16 protein-coding genes and 1 riboswitch are annotated in these 17,525 nt (G+C 45.0%); of the genes, 3 read left to right on the top strand and 13 right to left on the bottom strand.

The window, feature by feature from the left end; translation table 11 throughout:
* Positions 1 to 15: 15 nt before the first annotated feature.
* Positions 16 to 441, bottom strand: a complete 426-nt coding sequence (locus tag GT1_RS13000; RefSeq protein ID WP_188399110.1) for a MarR family winged helix-turn-helix transcriptional regulator — start codon at positions 439 to 441, stop codon at positions 16 to 18.
* Between the two features lie 239 nt (positions 442 to 680).
* On the bottom strand, positions 681 to 1,229 hold the full coding sequence (locus tag GT1_RS12995) for a flavodoxin family protein (protein WP_188399109.1): 549 nt from the start codon (positions 1,227 to 1,229) through the stop codon (positions 681 to 683).
* A gap of 236 nt (positions 1,230 to 1,465) precedes the next feature.
* Between GT1_RS12995 and GT1_RS12990 the strand changes: the two genes are divergently transcribed.
* Positions 1,466 to 2,299: a helix-turn-helix transcriptional regulator gene (locus tag GT1_RS12990; RefSeq protein WP_188399108.1), complete on the top strand. Its 834-nt coding sequence runs from the start codon at positions 1,466 to 1,468 to the stop codon at positions 2,297 to 2,299.
* Positions 2,300 to 3,486: 1,187 nt separating this feature from the next.
* On the opposite strand, the gene GT1_RS12985 is transcribed toward GT1_RS12990, so the two are convergent.
* Both GT1_RS12985 and GT1_RS12980 read right to left on the bottom strand, forming a co-directional pair.
* Positions 3,487 to 4,290, bottom strand: a complete 804-nt coding sequence (locus tag GT1_RS12985) for a class I SAM-dependent methyltransferase (RefSeq protein ID WP_223226244.1) — start codon at positions 4,288 to 4,290, stop codon at positions 3,487 to 3,489.
* Between the two features lie 102 nt (positions 4,291 to 4,392).
* Positions 4,393 to 4,659: a CD3324 family protein gene (locus tag GT1_RS12980; protein WP_188399107.1), complete on the bottom strand. Its 267-nt coding sequence runs from the start codon at positions 4,657 to 4,659 to the stop codon at positions 4,393 to 4,395.
* Positions 4,660 to 5,426: 767 nt separating this feature from the next.
* On the opposite strand from GT1_RS12980, the gene GT1_RS12975 reads away from it, so the two are divergent.
* The gene (locus GT1_RS12975; protein ID WP_188399106.1) at positions 5,427 to 6,011 is read left to right on the top strand and encodes a helix-turn-helix domain-containing protein; all 585 of its coding nucleotides are present in this window, start codon (positions 5,427 to 5,429) and stop codon (positions 6,009 to 6,011) included.
* A 191-nt stretch (positions 6,012 to 6,202) separates the two neighbouring features.
* Here GT1_RS12975 and GT1_RS12970 read toward each other — a convergent pair whose 3' ends face one another.
* The 3 genes from GT1_RS12970 to GT1_RS12960 form a co-directional block, all read right to left on the bottom strand.
* Positions 6,203 to 7,216 (bottom strand): EFR1 family ferrodoxin, encoded by a 1,014-nt coding sequence (locus GT1_RS12970; RefSeq protein WP_223226243.1) that lies wholly within the window; start codon positions 7,214 to 7,216, stop codon positions 6,203 to 6,205.
* A gap of 80 nt (positions 7,217 to 7,296) precedes the next feature.
* Entirely contained in the window at positions 7,297 to 7,983 is a 687-nt protein-coding gene (locus GT1_RS12965; protein WP_188399104.1) for a 4'-phosphopantetheinyl transferase superfamily protein, read from the bottom strand.
* 38 nt (positions 7,984 to 8,021) lie between these two features.
* A complete protein-coding gene (locus GT1_RS12960; RefSeq protein WP_188399103.1) occupies positions 8,022 to 11,351 on the bottom strand; it encodes a BTAD domain-containing putative transcriptional regulator in 3,330 nt (1,109 codons plus the stop codon).
* 183 nt (positions 11,352 to 11,534) lie between these two features.
* On the opposite strand from GT1_RS12960, the gene GT1_RS12955 reads away from it, so the two are divergent.
* Complete coding sequence (locus GT1_RS12955) at positions 11,535 to 11,795, top strand: hypothetical protein (RefSeq protein ID WP_188399102.1); 261 nt, start codon at positions 11,535 to 11,537, stop codon at positions 11,793 to 11,795.
* Positions 11,796 to 11,899: 104 nt separating this feature from the next.
* Here GT1_RS12955 and GT1_RS12950 read toward each other — a convergent pair whose 3' ends face one another.
* The 6 genes from GT1_RS12950 to GT1_RS12925 form a co-directional block, all read right to left on the bottom strand.
* The gene (locus GT1_RS12950; RefSeq protein ID WP_188399101.1) at positions 11,900 to 13,378 is read right to left on the bottom strand and encodes an Lsa family ABC-F type ribosomal protection protein; all 1,479 of its coding nucleotides are present in this window, start codon (positions 13,376 to 13,378) and stop codon (positions 11,900 to 11,902) included.
* Positions 13,379 to 13,670: 292 nt separating this feature from the next.
* The gene (locus GT1_RS12945) at positions 13,671 to 14,261 is read right to left on the bottom strand and encodes a carbonic anhydrase (RefSeq protein WP_188399137.1); all 591 of its coding nucleotides are present in this window, start codon (positions 14,259 to 14,261) and stop codon (positions 13,671 to 13,673) included.
* A 60-nt stretch (positions 14,262 to 14,321) separates the two neighbouring features.
* Complete coding sequence (locus GT1_RS12940; RefSeq protein WP_188399100.1) at positions 14,322 to 14,900, bottom strand: hypothetical protein; 579 nt, start codon at positions 14,898 to 14,900, stop codon at positions 14,322 to 14,324.
* A 162-nt stretch (positions 14,901 to 15,062) separates the two neighbouring features.
* Positions 15,063 to 16,277, bottom strand: coding sequence for an MFS transporter (locus tag GT1_RS12935; RefSeq protein WP_188399099.1), 1,215 nt, complete (start codon positions 16,275 to 16,277; stop codon positions 15,063 to 15,065).
* Between the two features lie 382 nt (positions 16,278 to 16,659).
* Positions 16,660 to 16,974 carry a multidrug efflux SMR transporter gene (locus GT1_RS12930; protein WP_188399098.1) on the bottom strand — a complete coding sequence of 105 codons (315 nt, stop codon included), beginning with the start codon at positions 16,972 to 16,974 and terminating at the stop codon, positions 16,660 to 16,662.
* A gap of 1 nt (position 16,975) precedes the next feature.
* Entirely contained in the window at positions 16,976 to 17,311 is a 336-nt protein-coding gene (locus tag GT1_RS12925; protein ID WP_188399097.1) for a multidrug efflux SMR transporter, read from the bottom strand.
* A 78-nt stretch (positions 17,312 to 17,389) separates the two neighbouring features.
* A riboswitch (guanidine-I (ykkC/yxkD leader) is annotated at positions 17,390 to 17,484 on the bottom strand.
* Positions 17,485 to 17,525: the final 41 nt, after the last annotated feature.

The raw sequence follows: 17,525 nt of genomic DNA, 5'->3' as shown, positions 1-17,525 counted from the left end.
CCATTACAAAAATAATTACTCTAGATTATCATATATTCGATTTAATAAATTCTTTAATTCTATTATTCTATATTCTTCTATTCCTTTTGTTGCTTTTTTTAAAAGTTGACTAGCCTTGAGAATTAAGTGTTCCCGCAGTGCCCATCCTTTTTCCGTCAAAAATATTTGAAACGCTCTCTTATCCACTGGATGAGAATTTCGAATAACCAACCCCTTTGCTATTAACTTCTCCAGAATGCGATTCGTGTTCGGTTTATCTTTACATGTCAAATCTGACAACTCTTTAGGGGTAATACCTTCTTGTTCCCATAAACAGCATAATATAGCCCATTGCTCAGTAGTAACATCATTTTCTTTTAATTGTTGAAAGAACTTATTTTTTAGTTTTGCATTAACTTTACTTAGAATAAACCCTAATGCATCATCTAGTTTAAATTCCATTCATATCACCCAAATATAATTGTATGATAAGAACTCAGGCGTTTAATGCCCGAATTTTTATTTATCGTATATACAATATACACCTCGTGAAACCACCCGAATTTCGTCTATGGGGCATGCATTCGAAGCTACAAGGGAAATCGAACCCCTAGTTATTCCATGCTTCGACGCAAAGAGCGACAAAAGCCTAGTAAAAATGCTCCCTTGGTTACTTCGCAGAACATACTATTGCAGGTCGGCTAAATTGCTTTTCCTGCTTCATAAGCTTTTAATAAAAGTTCTTCATTATTAGCCGCTGTGTTAGGGTCTACGCCGTCCGTTAGTAAAATAGTATCAACTACATTTAAGCCAAACATCTTAAGCAAAGCTTCATTGATTTGAAAGGATGCTTGAAAAGACTGCGCGTTTGGATCTCCTTGAGAATATAGCATGATCAGGTTTTTAGCAGCATACCGAGGCTTACGGTTTTCATCAATTAAGCCGCAGAGTCTATCCCATAACAGCTTCATTTGAGCTGTAACCTGGCCAATGTATACAGGCGAACTAAAAACTACAACATCGGCATCAACAATATGTTTAAACATGTTCTGAAAATCATCTTGCAGGACGCAGTGCCCGGTCTTGCGGCAAACAAAGCAGCCTTGACAGGGTTTGATGTTCATATCATAAAGATAAAAAATAGTTGTTTCGGCACCAGCATCTTGGGCTCCCCGAATAACTTCTTTAACAAGCGTGGCCGTATTGCCATTTTTTCTCGGACTCCCCGTAAAAGCGACTACTTTTTTCATACCGTAATTCCCTCCAGTAAAATAATTTCTTTGTCCGGCATTGCTCTCGACTCTGCAGTTGTCATAGTATTTCCTGTATTGTGTGGGCATCCATATTAAAACGACGATTTTTCATAGCTTCAATATCTCCAATCTTTAATTAGTGTTGTATTTATAGTAGCACCTAGTTTATCATGGTAATAGATACATATTTATACTAGTATTATTAATACTACGATAAAGGCAGGTAAGAGCTTATGGATAATGAAAAGCAGCGCTATAAAGAATTAGGGGATTTTTTAAAATCACGCCGGGCAAAAATTTTGCCCTCACAGGTTGGCCTGCCTGAAGGAATACGCCGTCGAACTCCCGGTCTTAGAAGAGAGGAGGTGGCTTTACTTTCAGGAATCGGTTTAACCTGGTATACATGGATTGAACAGGGACGTCCTATACAAATATCCTCACAAATACTTGAAAGTTTAGCCCGAACCCTGATGCTTGATAGGCATGAAACCAAACATCTTTACACTCTTGCTCAGCATACACCACCGGTCGGTTTTCCTATTTGCAATGATACTGTTAATCCCATGCTCCAGCATGTGCTGGACAACTTAGAATTTTCTCCGGCAACCATTCTAGATGTCCGCTTTAATGTTATTTCGTGGAATAGAGCCGCTGCAAAAATTTTGTTCGATTACGGTAAGATTAATGCTTCTAAGCGTAATCTCCTGCGAATCATGTTTACAAATGAAGAATATAAAAAGATAATTGCTGATTGGGAGATCACAGCCCAAGAGATGATTGCCAGTTTTCGTACATTTTACGTAAACTTCATCGGCAATCCATGGATTGAGGATTTCATAAATGAACTCAGGAGCGAAAGCAAAGAATTCGATTCGTGGTGGTCAATGCACGATGTAAAAAAAGATGAGGGGATATTAAAGACTATTAACCACCCAGTTTTAGGACAATTGAAATTTGAGTTTACCAGTTATGTGGTTATATCAGATTCTAATTTAAAACTGTCTGTACTCACCGCTATTCCGGGGTCAGATGCAGAGGAAAAGATAAAACAGTTCCTATTGAGATAAGTCCCAAAAGTACTTAAAGCAATTCCTAAAACTTAAAGTATTATAATTCCAGTGTTTGGCATACCTCTAATTAAATATGTTTTTAATATTTAATGTTAGTAAGATAAAACTACGATGAGTAAATTTGAGACATTTTTTTCACAATCAAAACGACACAAAATGTCCTCTTCTTACGTACTGCAGCAAGCGCCGTAGCATACAAATAGCATACACATGCCCTAAAATTACTTAAAAAACAAAAATAACGGCAAGGCTTGAAGTCTTCAAAGCCTTGCCGTTACTGCATTTAATTTGGAGCGGACAACGAGATTCGAACTCGCGACCCACGGCTTGGGAAGAATCAGTTTTACATATATGATAAATACCTTGACCTTTTACCCTAAAAACAGATGCTTTTTAGGGGTTTTATATTGCTTTTTTGTTTATGATCAGCGCGGCAGCCGCATAGAAAAAAATAAAAAGGGGATGAAGTAGGGGATTGGAAAAGTAAAATTTTACTTTTCCTCTTGTCTTATTTTAATAACGTCTGCTATAATGCGAACAGGTGCTATCATAAACGGTAGGCGGTCAATATTGCCCCAGAAATGGGGTGATGCCCATGAATGAGACGAATGTAACCTTATTACTTCTGCTTATTCTTGTGGTACTTTTGCAAAAAAAGTAAGCCGCCCACGTCTCCAAAACTAAGCGGCTTACTTTAAGCTAAACTATTTGGGGCTGACCGTTTACCGGATAGCACCTTTTATATGATTATCATAACCGTAAAAATTCATACTGTCAAGTTTCCAGCGACTGGTCTTTACTGCCAGTGGCTTATTTTTGTTTCGGCGGTTTTGTGATATCAAAAACAGGATTACGCATGTCCTGTTCGTATACCAAAATATCTTGCAAAATAGAATGATATTCCAAAGGCTGCCAGGGGGACGGGGTTACTGACATTTCCGTATTTTTTGCATACCAGCCTTCGATCAACCATACAAAAACACTTTTATGTCGATAGCCCCGTCCTCGACACCCCTGTTTACAGGCTGTGGCTTATATGCCTGCCGCTTCATTCTTTCCAGAAGATTATCGATGTTTTCCCCTCCCGCTTTACTCCGGGCGCTTCTTGGCGCACGGGACGCTCGTTTTGCTTCCCTAATATTTATTCGGCATCCACGATAACTTGGACGAGGGTGTTAATTGACTTACAGCTTTTTCCCAATATAAAATACATATCCATAATACTGTTTGTATTTTGAATACAAATCTGCTTCACGCCTCATAAATGCGATCATATCCTCGACAGTTTTATTTCCCGCATGTTTTTTCAAGAATTCCTCTTGCCGTGCTTTTTGGGGAACAAAATAATTGTCTATCCAACAGCTTTCCGGCAACGTAAATGCGGCAACAGGAATATAACCCGTTTTTTGCATGATGGAAATGTTATGCGCTATTGTGCCAATTTCAGGAACTGCATCCACCCACCACTTCTCAATTTCAGCAGGACGTTCATCGGTAAACCACGACTCATAGGTTATGACAACATAACCATCCTTTTTAAGGAAGTTCTTCCAGTGATTCAAGCCTTTTTCAAACCCTATATTGGCAATAGCCCCCTCAGACCATATAAGGTCGAATTCATCATTCCGAAACGGCAAATTATCCATGGAGCCGACTATACCTTTTACTCTGTTCTGTAAACCAAGTTTTTCGGCTGTTACGTTGAGCTTGTCAATCGAACCGGCGTAAAGATCGAGAGCAGTAATGGTTGCTTTTGTATTTTGTGCCAGCACCATTGTTTGCGCTCCTGTGCCGCAGCCTAAATCGGCAATTTTTGCTTTGCTCGATAGATTGCTGATAAAACTTAATGCCCTGATAGTTTCTTCGGGGCTGCCGGGTCCCTGTCGTTCAAGTTCTGTGAAAAATTCATTGATGAGTGCAAATTCAAATTCACGGATTGTTATATCTTCCATTATTCTTACTCCTTTTAGCTCATAATCATAATTCAAGTATACCCTGTTTTTTTTATAAACGCTTCCTACTAAACGATACAGTAACAAAAAAGCGACATGATACATTAGGTGTGCCATGTCGCTTTTAGGGTTCAGCCATTATTTCTCATTTTGGATAATCTTATACACCGTCTTTGGTGATAAATAATAATCTGCTGCCAACTGCTCAACAGATATACCGTTTCTGTATTCATCGAATATAGCCTTATTGCGCGTACTCAAAAAATTTCTGGTGTTTTTCAACTCGCCCCAGCTTTTTTTATTTTCTACCTTCCGGGGGATATAAAGATATTCTCCGTCAATATATTCTTGTATTGCCGCAATCAATTTGTCAGGCAATACACAAATTGCATTTTTATAGCCCATTGTGCGCCTCCTATTATAGTAAAAAATAGGATGGTGCAAGGACTATCTTTATTGGGAATTTATGCGATAGTCCTTGCGCCGCACAGTGCCGAGGTCAGTTTACCTTTGGTTATAAGTCACCGCTCCTTTCGCTTTCATCTATTTATTGTTCTTATCTTCAATATGCTCTTGAATGTTTCATTTCGCTGACAGGCATTTAATTCTTGTCAACTTTTGATGAACCGACAGAAGGGGAACGGGAAGCTTCCAGAACCTGCTAACGGTCAATCAGTAGGATATTATTATCAAAACAGCGAATGTACTTTAACAGTGTTTCATACTATCACAAGTTGAAAGGAATACCTGCAGTCATGTTGAAACTACTGTTAACTTTGCTGTCCAATAAGCAGCTGCATGCTCTTGCCTATATACTCACAGCACTTGGCCCCAGTAAATCGCTTACACTGGCAACCAGCTGTTTCCGTCTGTTCGTCCAGCTGCCAAAGAGCAAGATATTTTCCTGTCTTTCACTCCTGCTCCGGCCTCAGTATTTCCAGGATGCTATTACCCTGCTGCTGCTAACCTTATTTTCGCCATCTGCCAGAAGGCATATTTATTCCCACGCCGCTAGGTATTGGGGAATTGTAACTCCGTATCGTCTATAATAACGAAATCTGCTTATACTATCTGGCATATGCGGATTTTTTTTGTTTCGGCCATGTACTCTACGGTTCGTTTATTGATAGTATCCACAATATCCTCTAAACTTAAATACGGAGGTGCTGCTAATGGATTGCGATAAAATCGGCAAGTTACTCTATGAGCTGCGAAAAGAAAAAAATATGACCCAAAAACAATTGGCTGACTTAATGAACATCAGTGATAAAACAATCAGCAAATGGGAGCGTGGTCTTGGCTGTCCGGACGTTTCGCTGCTCCCGGAGCTGTCGCAAATACTGGGAGTCAATATTGAGGATATTCTGGCAGGCAAGCTTGATTTAAATGAAACTATGGGAGGAAATATGAAAAACCTCAAATTTTATGTCTGCCCGCAATGCAACAATCTCCTGACAGCAACAGGGGATGCCAATATTTCATGCTGTGGCAAGAAATTGGAAGCATTGACTGCAGCAAAAACAACTGAAAGCCATGTATTAACCATAGAACCGGTAGAAGATGAACTGTATGTTTCGTCTTCCCACGAAATGAAAAAAGAGCATTATATATCTTTTGTTGCTTATGTCACAGGCGATAGAGTTGTTATTGTGAAACAGTATCCTGAGTGGAATATGCAATTTCGGTTCCATAAGTCAGGACATGGCAAGCTCTACTTTCATTGTTCCAATCATGGGCTGTTTTATCAATTGATTTAAATGTGTAAAATTGAGTGTGTAAAAGCTAAAGAAGACAGACTTGCTATGCCATTTGTGCCGGCAAATCTGTCTTCTGTCTTTTTAGCCTGTCCCACTTGCTTACCTGGCAGGCAACCCCTCCAGACTGTCTCTATATCGCTCAGGCACAGCCCTGCTGTTGCGGTATCAGAACAACTGCTGCCAGCCAGAGATTAATCTGTTCTATGAATATTGCCGAGAGAGACTCCAGGCGACTTATAGCGTCTAAAATATTTGGTATGAGACAGTGCCGACAATAACGCCGCCAGTGGTCTTATCCGTAAAACATGATGCAATAGCCGGTACGTCAGTGCTATACTGCTCAGGATATATACATATTGTATCAAGAACAAAATGCTCTCTGGCAGCTGGCCCATAAAACTCCAGCCAAGGTTACCGGAAATCCAGAAATGAACAGGAATTGTGCCAACATAAGTATAGAGAAACAAAGTAAAAGGACTAACTTGAATTGCCTTTTTGGGGCAGAAATTCATACAGGCCATGCAGCTGTCACAGGAGTAAGTCCAATAGGGCTTATTCCCAATCATCTTTATCGATTGCTTGGGACAAATCTGTTTACACAAACTGCAGCCATTGCACTTGTCAGAGGCAAAGAACAATTTAGCTAACAGCATCTGACCAATTATTAAATAGCCGAAAGAAACACCGGCCAGTAAAACGCCGAGTACCAAAGGAATAAAGCCATTATAAAAAGAGCGCCCTGATGCAATTGTCTGAGCAATCCTTTTTACTTTTTGCTCTCCTCTATCGACGATAACCCTAACATTTTTATCACTTAATCCCCAATGCAGGGCTGTCCAGTTTGAGGGCATGTCGATAGCGGCAACGCCCCTTACTTTGTACCCCCGCAGCCACAATAGCCCAGCGATAAGATATCCTGCCGTTCCCTCCATTCCAGGTAATGACAATCCTAATATCCTTGTACCTGCCCGCGTTGGCAGCAGTACAGCATGGACACCATTACCCTCAGGCAGCCGGAATATATGTTTTATCATTAACCAGGGAGCGGTAAAACCATGTGTAGGATAGCTGAATACCAATAAATCATTATCTCCGATAGTAACCGTTGTCTGTTGTTCCCTTATCTGATAAAGCCCGGTGTGTAGCCCCTCCATTGATTCGGAAAACCATTTGGCAACCTTATAGGAGTTTCCTGTTCCAGACATAAAAAATGCCGTTATCTTGGCATACAATTTATCACCTCACTAACTTTCATATACTGGGGTCAGTTCATGTAACTTTTAGCCTATACCAGCAGCTGTTCAAAATAAGTTATCGTAACACATTCCGGCGCATGGGGTAAAACAGTTTCTCCCAGCGCACACACGGCTGTTCGATAATTTGGTTCCAGTTCATATTCCCGGAACCTGCCGCTGCTCCGGCGACCGTCTGCCAGGCATTCAAGCAGAGCATCGCCTGCTTTTCTTATCGTAAGGGAGGACGGCTCGATACTCAAACCTTTGCCCACTGCCTTAACAAAACTCTCTTTTAATGTCCAGATACGAAAAAAATAGTCAACCGCGGCCTCGTGCTCCAGCTGCTGATAATGAACAAACTCTTCCGGTGAAAGCACCATCGCCGCCACAGCAAGGTCCAGCGTCCTTTGCACATGCTCCACATCTATCCCTACCGGAACGTTAGCAAAGGCGCCGACTACCCAGCAACCGGAATGCGAAATATTAAAATGAAAATCCGGTGCAAAAGACAAATAGGGTTTACCGTACTGATTGGTTGAAAAATCAATCTCTTGGTTTTCAATATGAAGCAAATCGGCGATTGTTTTTCTAACCAGCAGTTCGCCGCACACACTTCGCAGCCTATCTGCCGGCTGACGCAAATCTCCAATCCTGTTTTCCCTTTCCCGGCATAGTAAAGGCAGATAGGGACGATAGTCATCTGCCTTTAGATCCAGCTTTAGCGCCAATACTTTCATCTGCGGTACTCCTTAATCAACTTCTAATCAAAGGTTCGCTACTGCATCAGATTCCGGTACAGGTCATGAAGCTGCGTCGATGGCCTGAGACCGAGCTCTTTCTGCAAAATAGCCTCCGCCTTCTGATATTGCCTGATTGCAGCCATACGGCTGCCCTGACCGGCATACGCCTTCATCAGCAAAGCATGCGTTTCTTCCACAAAAGGATCTTCTTCCGCCACGATCTGCAAATGGGTTATGGCCTGCCCATACGAGCGCAGCTCCAGGTAGTGACGTGCCAGGCTCATCCGGATTTCGGCATATAGCCGCTTTAGCTTCTCCCGGCTGTGAAGCAGCCAGCAATAATCCAGGGCCGCCAGATAATCCCCCCGGTAAAGCGCCACCGCCTGTTCCAGACAGGCCTCGCGTTCTTCCGGGGAAGTCTCCTTGCGCAGCCCGGTAGCTGCAAGTTCCTCAAACCGCTGCGTATCACGGCACACACTGTCCGGCCGCAGGCTGTAGCGTTTGCCGCTATAACAAAGAATATCCGGACAACCTGCCTTGCTCAGCAGCTTCCGCAGACGATGCAGCGTAACATGAAAAATGTTGGCAGCGTTTTCCGCATCCATATCCGGCCATAAATCCTCCTGTATCCGCTCCCGGTCGACCGGTTCCCCCTTATGAATCAGATAAGCTAACAGGTCCTGCGTTTTGGCAGTGCGCCAGCCGGTTTTCCCCAGTTCCGCTCCCTGCAGCAAAACCTTAAAACCGCCCAGCATGTTGACCTGCAGCAAAACGGCAGGCAGTTCCGCATAACTTGCCCCAGGCACCGCCGGGATACCCAGGCGCCGGGCCGCCAGACGCGCCGGCTGTGAAACCGCCGCAGCGGCGTCACCGGTTAAGCCTGTGATGAGGGCAATCGCCTGATCACCGCGGATTTCGGCCAGCGGCGCGATGACCCGCAAACGGACTTCCGGATCGCTATGCCCGGCAAGACGGGTAAGCAGCGGCAAAGCCTGTTCCCCCTTGCGCACCAGAATGCGCTGAACAAACGTGACTTCCGTCCCGCTTATCAAGCCGATTTCCAATACCGGCTGCAGCATCTCATAATGGGTCTGGAAAAGCTGCTGACATTGAATCCGCGCAGCCAGTGCCAGCGCTCTGTGAGCATAAGCTTCAGCTTCCGCGGCTTCTCCCTCGACTGAGAAAAGCCAGGACTGAAAAGCGCAGGCATGCGCAAGCCCTTTGTTAAAACCTATCTCCGTTAGAGCCTCAATCGCGGCGGTGAGCATCTCCTTGCCTTTCGCCATACTCCCGGTCTGCACGAAGACCGGCGCGCCGACTGCACGGCACACTGCCAGGGCAAGTCCTGCCTGCGGCTCCGCAATGGCTAACGCCGCTTCCGCTTTGAGACGCGCCTCTGACAATCGTCCCTGCAAATCCAGGCACAGCCCCCAAAAAACCAAATTCAAGGCCCGGAAAAAATGTTCGCCGTTATGCTCCTGCAAAAGCCGGTTTGCTTTTTCATGACATTGTTCGGCCAATTGCCATTCCTGCCGGTCGGTATGCAAGCCGGCCAGTTGCAGGTATGCCGACGGCAAAGCTTCGGCAAGCCCGAGATTTTCCTTAATGGCAATATTACGCCTGGCATACTCCAGTGCCTTCTCCAGTTCTCCCCAGTCCTGGTAGATGCTCGCAATGCTGTCCTGTGCGTAATAACCGGGCAAAACCCGTTCCGGCAGCAGGCTGGCTCCTTGCTGGTACTGGTGCAGTGCTTTCGGATATTCGCCCTGCATATAGTAGATATTGCCCAATCCCTCCAGCAGGTGGGCCATTACATAGTTGTTGCCGCTGCTCCGGGCGGAGGCGAACGCTTCCTGTAAGACAGCCTCCGCCTCCTGCAGACGGCCAAGCACCAGCAAAATCAGTGATTTTTCCATCGGCAAATCAAACCGCTGCGCTCTTTGCTCAGGCGGTATCTGGCCAACGACCTGTTCGAGCAGTTCCAGGCTTTGACTGAAAAGTCCGCGGCAGCGCCATATCCGGGCCTGCAGCAAACGGCTCTCGGTCAGCCCGCCCTGATTCCCCTGCGCGGCGAAACTTGTCTCCAGGCCATCCAGCCACTCTTCCGCTTCCTCCAGACACCCTTTATATACTTCTACCGTCGCCCGGAGATAACGCAGCCAGGGATCGCTCTGCAGCCTTTGTCTGTCCAGGCTGTCAAGCCACCGGGACACTGTATGCCAAAGCCCCTGACCGAGCGCCCGGAGGCCGGCCTCCCTAACCGTATCACATAATATTTCCATATCGCCGGCAGCCCGGAAATATTCCACTGCAGCGTTTAGCTCCCCGCTTTGCAGGGCAAGCTTACCGGCCTTATGCTGCCAGAGCGGACGCTTCTCCCCTAACCGTTCCAGCAAAAATTCCCGCAAAAGCTGATGGTAACGGTATGCTTCCTCCGGGCATTCCAGCCGGCTGAGCAGCAGTTCCCTTTTATGCAGCACCTTCAGCAGCCGGTGCGAATCGTCCCGCTCCAGCAGCCGGTCACAAGCTTCGGCGGTGATGACATCCAGCACCGAAATAGTTTGCATAAAATCGGCCAGTTCTGCCGGCTGCCGGGCCAACACTTCCTCTGCCAGATAACCGTGCAAATCGGCCTCTTCTCCTGCCAGCAGGCTGAGTTCGGAGCCTTCTTTATACATATTGGCCGCAAACGTTACAGCCACCGGCCAGCCATTGAGCCTGCGAACCAGAGCTTCCCGCTCCGGCGACAGGCAGCCGGGACCCCTGACCGGCAAAAATGCCTGCACTTCTTCGTCTGTAAACCGCAGCTGTTCAGCCCCTACCGTCAACAGTCCGGCTGTGTCCCGCAAGCGGTAGGCATTAAACGGCGGCAGGGTGCGGCTGGCAATCATAACCTGGATATGCTCCGGCAGATGCAGCAGCAAATCTTCTACAAACTGATGTACAAAAGAATTGGCAATCACATGGTAATCATCCAAAGCCACCAGGAGCGGAACCGTTTCCTGCCGTGACAGTTCCCGGACAAAGGCGGTAACAAAAAGCCGCTGCCGGCCCGCTGCTCCGCCGCCAAGCAAGGGCAGCACCTGGGCGCCGAAACCGGCCAGCACCTGCTCCAGGCTTGCTGCCAGATAACGCAGAAATACCACCGGATCATTATCATATACGTCCAATTGACACCAGGCCAGCTTCCGGTCCATTGCCTTCGCTGCCTGCAGCATGGCCACCGTCTTACCATAACCGGCAGGCGCTGTTAAAAACGCAACCTGGCACCCGCCTGTTCCGGCAATTTTATCGGCGATTCTCGGTCTGTCCAGCATGCCGCCGCGCTGTGGCGGCATGATTTTGGCAAGCAGCAATTCGTCCATGGCTCCTCCCCCCGCTGTTGCGTATTTATTGTATATTTTAATTTTTCAGCACAGGCTGTAATTCCTTTATTTTCCTTAAAAAAATTCGTTATAATAGCGCTTTACTCATCTATAAATTCCGGTTTTGTTAATTTTTTGGTAAGAGTGCCGCTGGTATACTAAATAAAAGGAGGTCATTCTATCGTGCAAACCAATATATTCAGAGCCTTGACACTTACGGTATCTGTTTTAATCGCGTTTATTTTCAGCATAGTGCCGCAAACGGCAGCGGCAGCCGCAGGCGGCGGTTTGCGTTACACAGTCACGGTTTCCCAGTTTGAAAACCGGGCCGGCTGGTCTGGTCAATGGGATATCGGCGACGCCTGGGGCATGGTGTTATGCCAGGTACTAGTGCAACTGCCGCCAACATATCAAGGGGCCGCCCTGAAAGCATGCAGCTTTTAGGGCGGCCCCTTGTGCTCAACCTGTGGTATAGAGCTAAACCATGTTTTCCTGGCACTATAGCCGGGGAATGACCGACCCATCTGCCGATGCCTGGGCATAATAGCTTACAGCTCAACCGTCTTGGTTGCAATGTTGTTGCAAAATGCAGTGTCATGCTCCACAAACAGAATTGTTGGGGCATATTCAAGCAGCAATGCTTCTATCTGCATGCGCGAAATAACATCGATAAAATTAAGGGGTTCATCCCAGATGTGCAAATGAGCTTTCTCACACAGACTCCTGGCAATCAGCACTTTTTTCTTTTGCCCGCCACTAAAATCTGACATGTCTTTTTCAAATTGAACTCTGGAAAAATCAAGTTTTCGCAAAATAGCCTTAAACAGGCTTTCATCAATATTGTTAGCTGCGGCATAATCGCTTAAGCTGCCGCTAAGCTGAGCGGTATCCTGTGAAACATAGGATATTTTAAGCTGGCTTGCTTTGCTGAAAGTGCCTGTATAAGTGAGGTCAGCTCCGCAAATCAGCTTTATAAGACTTGATTTGCCTGAGCCGTTTTTACCACAAAGCGCTAAACGGTCACCCTGCTCAATGGTAAAACTTACACCTTCACAAGCCGCCTTGTCGCCGTAAAAGATCGTTATATTGCCAAATTCTATAAAACGGTCGGCATGAAAGTTCAGTTGGGAAATTTTGAGCCGCTCAGAGCTTTCTATATTTTTGAGAAGCCTGGACTTGTCCTCAATAGCGGCTTGTTGTCTTGCTTCGATTGCTTTAGAGCGTTTCATCATCTTGGCAGACTTGTGTCCGATATAACCTTTATCGGGTTTTATCCCTGAATTTCTGGTGCCAATCTTTGTTGTTTCCACCTTATCCGACCAGCCGGCGGTGCGTTTTGCGGCAGATGACAAGCGGGTAATATCTTTTCGCAGTTTTTCGTTCTCTGCAAGCTCAAAATTGTCCTGCAGCCTTTTATTTTCCCACCAGGACGAAAAGTTTCCCTTTTGAATTTCAATATTTGTTTTGTTGATCGAAAGAATATGATCAATACAATTGTCAAGAAAGGCTCTGTCATGTGACACTAAAATGAAGCCATGTTTAGTACTAAGATAGTCACTGACAAGTTTTCTCGCATGCATATCCAGGTGGTTTGTCGGTTCATCAATCAGCAGGAAGCTATTTTCCTTAAGGAACAAAGTGGCAAGCAACACCTTGGTTTGCTCCCCTGGGGAAAGCGTGGCAAACGGACGATACAAAACCGCCTCTGAAACTTGCAGCAAAGACAGCTCACGCATGACCTGCCACTGAAGATAGTCCGGATAAACAGTCTCAATTACATCAAGGGTGTAATCCTCCGGGTTGGTTACGCCAAAAGGAAAATACTCGAAATTGATTTTGGTTGAAATGCTACCGCGGTATTCATATTTGCCGGTAAGCAAGTTCAGAAAAGTAGTTTTGCCTCGGCCATTTCTTCCGGTGAAACCCAGCTTCCAGTCTGTATCAATTTGAAAACTCACATTTTCGAATATATTATCATAACTGCCGTCATAGCCAAAGGTCAGATTGGTAACATTTATTAAAGACATAATTATCCTCCCGCAAAAAATAATAGAGCTGCAAGAAAGTCCATTCTTGCAGCTCATACATACAGCAAAGCCAAGCCCGGTCACAGGCATGACGAGGATATTGTCTGAGTGAAAAGAATGAGTAACTTTCTTGCATACGCATAACAAAACAGGCAGCATTTTCCGCTCCCGTAATTTTATTATGCAATATAACAGCAAGAAAGATTACATCTCTTCAACTCCAATCACTTTAGTTATACCTACTATAGCATTCTACCCGGCAAAGTTCAATAATCAAAACCTGCCAAAAATGCTACTGGCATTCAGGCTTTGTATGACAGTAACCATCTACCACAACACTAAGCTCTCCCGTAGTGGGATTAAACATCAGTCCGTGAACAGGTACGTCTTGCGGAATAAGAGGATTGCTGCGAATCTTAAATACTGCTTCTTCGACGTTTTCCAGGGGATGATGAAAATGATCCACCCAACTCTCCATTTCCTTTTGAATCATCTTGATGGCGTCTGCCGATATGCCTCTGTCTAACATCTTTTTAATAAGTTTCTGCGAATCAGTAGCTGCCAGGCCACAATCCAAGTGACCAATCACGACAATCTCTTTTACCCCGAGTTCAAAAATGCTTATTACTAAGCTTCTGATAGTGGCTTCAAAAGGACCGGTTATAGAATTTCCTGCATTTTTTATTACTTTTGCCTGACCGCGCGATATCCCCATCGCCGGCTCCAAAAACTCTACCAGTCTTGTATCCATACAGGTGAAGATCGCCAGTTGACGTGAAGGCAGTTTATCCGGGGCAGGAAACAAGTCTACATAATTTTTCGAGTGATTTGCAGCAACAAAATTTTTATTGGCCTGAAGGATTTGTGCAAGTATATTATTCATCATAGTTCCCCCCGCTTAGCGCGATCTCGCCCTAACCCTCAATAGGGGTTGAGGCTGTTTTTACAATTTCTCAATTTTAACAAAAGCCTCGTCCATTGCTTCATCAATGCCGCGCTTCATCGCCGTACCAATCCCTGGTACGCCAATGGACGTCACTTTGTTGTTGCCTTTGCCTACTACTTGGAACGTGGTTACTTTATCATTTGCTTTTGAATATACTTTATATCGAAGTTTTACTTCGCTCTTGGCAGATGTTGAAAAAAAGCTGGCATGCCTTGAATTAATAAAATGAAGAATTTCCATTGCAATAACATAATCGGCATCTGTTTCTTTAGCCAGATTCATCAATAATGCATTGTCCGCCAATTCATTATTGGTTGCATCATAGCCATTGACCACAAGAATAGGTTGTACAATAGCATCGGAAGTGATCTCGTATTTATCACCGGAGAATTGTTCTTTAAATTTTTCATTAATAGTTTGTCCAATATACTCTTTGGTTTCTTCAGTAGAATTGATAAAAGGAACAATAACAACTTTTTTCTGAGAAACTTTAGCCTCCCCGCCAGGCGCAGCCAATGCTGCCGTCATGATAAATAAACAACTTAAGAATACCAATACACTCACAGCTTTTTTCATATTCCCATCTCCTATCATGATATCCACAAAATATCGTACCATAATATGTAAGCGAAGTAAATTACTACTTACTGCAATATTTTTTCCGAAGGGCTCCTGTATTCAAGCGAATAGAGAAATGACCTCAACTATGCCTATGGCAAGGTTAAGGTCATTCGGACATTAATTCAGACCGGCACGCTTACTGGTAACCTGATACAACACCCCTACTGCGATCAGTAGCACACCCGTTACCCACAGAATTGAACCAATGGACACAATATCTGCAAGTGGTCCAAAAAACAGTATGGCCATAGGCATGGCACTGCCTGTGACAATTTGGATCAGAGAAAACACCCGCCCCATCATGGCAGCTTCCACATTCTCCTGAATTAACACCGTTTGCGCGGTCGACATTATCGGCAAAAAGAAACCTGCTATCCCCATAATGAGCAGATATACAGTAAAATTACTGGTAATACCCACTAACGCAAACGTAACACCGAAGCCTGCCAGACAAATGGCAACAGTCCGGATTTTATCCTTAAATTCACCTCGCAGGGAAACAAAAACCCCGCCAAGCAAAGAGCCAATTGTCCAAACCATTTCATTGGCGGTCAGTCGCCAAACATCACCGCCAAAGCTGCGCTCCACCAATAAAGGTGTCAATACTGCCGCCGGTGTGAAGAGAAAAAAGGAAACACCAAAACAGATGATTACCCGCCGCAATAGTCTGTGACTCATAACATAGTCTATCCCTTGGCGCAATTCAGCGAAAACAGTCGCAGGTTCCGTAATTGCTGCAACCTTTTCGATACGAATAAAGCTAAGAACCGCAATGGCTAACGAGGCGGTAATCACATCTATCAGAAAAGCCCAGAAAATCCCTACAGACCCGAGCACGATTCCGCCCACCGCAGGCGAGAGCAGCAGCAACACAGAATTGAGTGTCTGATTGATGCCCTGCACCTTAGTCAGCTTCTCCCTGGGTACAATCTGCGGATACAGGGCACTGGCGGCAGGCATTTGAATCCCGGCACCGATTGAGCGGATAAGAGAAACTGCCAGCAGCAGTTCCATACTTTGATACCCGGCGAAAAAGGCGATGGCCATCCCCAGCGTAGCCAGGGCAATGAAGCCGTCTGCCAGCATAATGAGATATTTGCGATTATAACGGTCGGCCCACACGCCGGCCCACAGCGAAATCAGCACCTGCGGCAATAATGCGCAGAGGGTAAAAAGCATGACCCATTTACCGGATGAGGTTTGCAGAGTGATATACCAGATAATGGAGAAACTAACTACAGAGGAGCCAAAAAGGGATATATTTTGGCTGATTAAAAATAAAGCTATCTTCTTCCAGGAAGAATTCCCGTCAGGCAATTGTTTCGTATTCATAAAATCGTCCTTCCGCATATATCGGGAAAAGGACACAAAAAAGACGCTAGATGACACTACCGCCTTTTACCAATACTAATCCTGTTATAATATCAAAAAGGTTAGTAATAAAGATGTGCCGTCCCCGGATTTATATAATTCTGTTGGTTAACATGGGCAAACCTATCCCTATAGACAGACGCTGTGACGAAAGCCATATTGACTGTTGCCAATTGCATTCCGGCAATGATCCACATCTTTACACACCTCCAAACAAATTTAAACTTATTGTACTTTACTTCCTGCGAAAAAGCAAGAATGCTTCACTTTCCAAATCCTTCACAAAAGCAATATCCTGTGACTGGCATTGATGACACACCGGGTGCTTTTCGCCCCGCACTCTTTAACCAATCAACTTCAAGCCGACAGCAGAGCCAAGCACAACGGCAATAGAAATAATTCTCGATACATTTCTGGGTTCACCATATACCAGCATTCCCAATATTGCTCCTCCCGAAGCTCCAATACCTGTCCACACCGCATAGGCTGTTCCCATCGGCAAGGATTTCATCGCAAGTGCCAGAAAGAAAAAGCTTAAGCCAAAGCCGGCGAACAGCAGGGCAACAGCCTGCCAGTTGCGGTCTTTGTGCAGTTTGTTAATCATGGCAACACCCATCATCTCAAAGATGCCTGCCAGTATTAAGAACAGCCAATCCATATTATATCACCTCTTTCTCTTGCTGATTGCTCAGCATTTTAAGACTAATAACACCGCTCAACAGGAGTATAATCAGGGCAAGCTTAGCAGGTACGACAGGTGCATCAAATAATAGAATCTCTGCCAATACGGTTCCGGCTGTGCCAAGTCCGACAAAAACAGCATATACCGTTCCCACGGCAATATCGCGGCCAGCCATAATCATCAGATAAAAGCTAACGATTATGGCAATTAACGTTCCGCCCCATTCCAATGTACCCTCCGCATGCTTCAGTCCGATTACCCAGCCCACTTCAAAAAAAGCAGCAATAAAAACCGATATCCAGGTTCTGTTCATATCCTTACCTCCAGCTTTAGTATTACCAAATAACAAACAGGAAAAGCAAAGCCCGGGAAATAGCTGCCAATGCGGCTATTCTCCCGGGCTTTTGTCCCTCCGTGGTACAGTCCCTAGACTGCGTTTTCTCTCGGACCAGACCAGCGAACTGCGGAACCCTAGAAAACGATTTATTATATTGAGTATATATTATGCACAGTTGGCCGGAGTTGTC

The sequence above is a fragment of the Sporomusa sp. GT1 genome, assembly GCF_014634905.1.
Lineage (GTDB): Bacteria > Bacillota > Negativicutes > Sporomusales > Sporomusaceae > Sporomusa > Sporomusa sphaeroides.
The sequence above is the reverse complement of the archived record's forward strand: the minus strand, read 5'-3'. Positions and strand labels throughout refer to the sequence as shown.